This is a genomic window from Halorubrum sp. SP3, assembly GCF_005435195.1.
GTDB lineage: Archaea > Halobacteriota > Halobacteria > Halobacteriales > Haloferacaceae > Halorubrum > Halorubrum sodomense.
Window position 1 is genome coordinate 1 of sequence record NZ_SGTU01000067.1, and the last position, 1,976, is coordinate 1,976.

The following is a 1,976-nucleotide window of genomic DNA, read 5'->3' on the forward strand; positions in this document are numbered from 1 at the left end:
GAGGAGCTTGATGAGACGGGTAAAATTTGGGAAGTCGACGAGTGGGAAGACCCGGAAGAGTTCTGAGTAGCGCTTTCCAAAGAACTAACTCTTTGAGCGATCAGGTCCCTTTATGATGGAAATCTGCGTCGTTGGTCTCGGATATGTCGGCCTACCCTTGGCCTCCGCATTTGCTGAAGAAGGATATCAGGTCACTGGATTTGATGTCGACGACGAGAAGATATCTCAATTAAATAGTGGGCGTGACGAGACGGGAGAGCTGTCGGAAGACGATCTTATTCGGGAAGAGATTACGTTCACATCCGATAGCACTGCCATTGAGAATGCCGATTTCGTGTTCGTGTGTGTCCCGACCCCGCTGGACGACAGCAAGCGACCTAATCTATCTTACCTCGAAGCTGCATCACGGACTATCGGTGAGCACATACAACCTGGTACCACAGTCGTCTACGAGAGCACCGTCTACCCCGGTGCGACGGAGCAGAAGTGTCTCCCGATACTGAAGGAACACTCGGGGATGGAACTCGGAAATTTCCACATCGCGTACAGCCCGGAACGAATCAGTCCCGGAGATGATTCCCACACGCTCCGCTCAACGACGAAGATTCTCTCCGCTAGTGACCCCGAGAAGGAGGAGGAATTAGCCGCTCTCTACGAGTCGATTCTGACCGAAGAGACGCACATAACGCCGACGATACGGGTCGCGGAGGCGGCGAAAGTCATTGAGAACACACAGCGCGACCTCAACATCGCGCTGATGAATGAGCTGAGTCAGCTGTTCACTACGATGGAGATTGACACGGCCGCGGTGATTGATGCGGCGGCGACGAAGTGGAACTTCCACGAGTATCATCCGGGATTGGTCGGCGGCCACTGTATCGGCGTGGACCCGTACTACCTTACTTACAAAGCCCAACAGGAAGGCCATGACCCTCAGGTGATCTTGGCCGGACGCTCAATCAACGACCGTATGTACAGACAGGTCGTTGAGATGGTACTGAAAGGTCTTAATGAGTTTGAAAAAGTCCCCAAGCAGTCTACCGTAGTGGTGCTGGGCCTTACATACAAGGAGGACGTGAACGACGCACGGAACTCCCAGGTCAAACCGCTCATCAGCGAACTTGAAGAGTACGGAGTTGACGTCCGAGTCCTGGATCCAGTACTTGGGGAGAGGCGTATCGAAGAGCTAGGGTATACACCGCTCTCAGACTTAGACGATCTCTCGGCCATCGATGGCGTGGTGAATGCAGTACCCCACGAAACCCTCTCGCACATCACGCTGGACACACTTCAGACAGCCATGGACGCACCCGTTTTAGTGGATGTGCGGGGGAGTTTCGACAGCGATGACGCCGAAGAGCGCGACTTCTATTACCGGAGTTTCTAGTCTCTGGGCTAAAACCTCGTAGTTAGCTGCTTGAGGTATCAATATTCATCTGACAGATGCTATTTTGAGTGTCGACGATCTATTTATTCGGTCACCACCGGCGTCGCGACGACGAACATCAGTGGCGCAAGTGTCGCTGGTCGGCGCAGTCGGAGCATGACATAGCCGAGCCGCAGTATCAGCCTTGGGACGGCTTCCATAGCCTGACCTGCGAAGTACCGAACCGTGCCGCTATACTTCGCGTGTTCGAATCCCGAAACGGCCGCTATCTCGTAGTCATGGTTTTCGAGCAGCGTCGAGAGGCCGGCCGGTGTGTAACCGAACTTGTGGTCGAAGTCGCCGAACATTATTGAGTTTGAGAGGGGGTTCGCGAGATTCCCGGTTAGTATTGATATGACCCCGTCGTCAGTCAGCTTTCGCCGCGCCGTGTTCAGTAGCTGCTCGACGTATTCTTTCTCCAAGTGTTCGATGACTGCGTGCATGAGTATAAAATCGTAGGCACCGTCTTCACAGTCTTCGAGGTGAGAGAGACCGTCTTCGTTGGACACCGTGGCTTGGTCGTCAAGCCGACTACGAGCCTGCGACACGA

Annotated in this window: 2 protein-coding genes; one reads left to right on the forward strand and one right to left on the reverse strand. The window is 54.0% G+C overall.

Annotated features, from left to right (window positions below; all coding sequences use genetic code 11):
* Positions 1-112: 112 nt before the first annotated feature.
* Positions 113-1,387 carry a nucleotide sugar dehydrogenase gene (locus EXE42_RS15270; protein WP_137706886.1) on the forward strand — a complete coding sequence of 425 codons (1,275 nt, stop codon included), beginning with the start codon at positions 113-115 and terminating at the stop codon, positions 1,385-1,387.
* Between the two features lie 83 nt (positions 1,388-1,470).
* On the opposite strand, the gene EXE42_RS15275 is transcribed toward EXE42_RS15270, so the two are convergent.
* Positions 1,471-1,976, reverse strand: a 506-nt coding sequence (locus EXE42_RS15275; protein WP_206750725.1) for a methyltransferase domain-containing protein, incomplete at its 5' end; no start/stop codon positions are given.

What these genes read in the sequence shown, in the direction of transcription:
- EXE42_RS15270 (WP_137706886.1), top strand. Translation starts at nt 113, where the DNA reads ATGATGGAAATCTGCGTCGTTGGTCTCGGATATGTCGGCCTACCCTTG.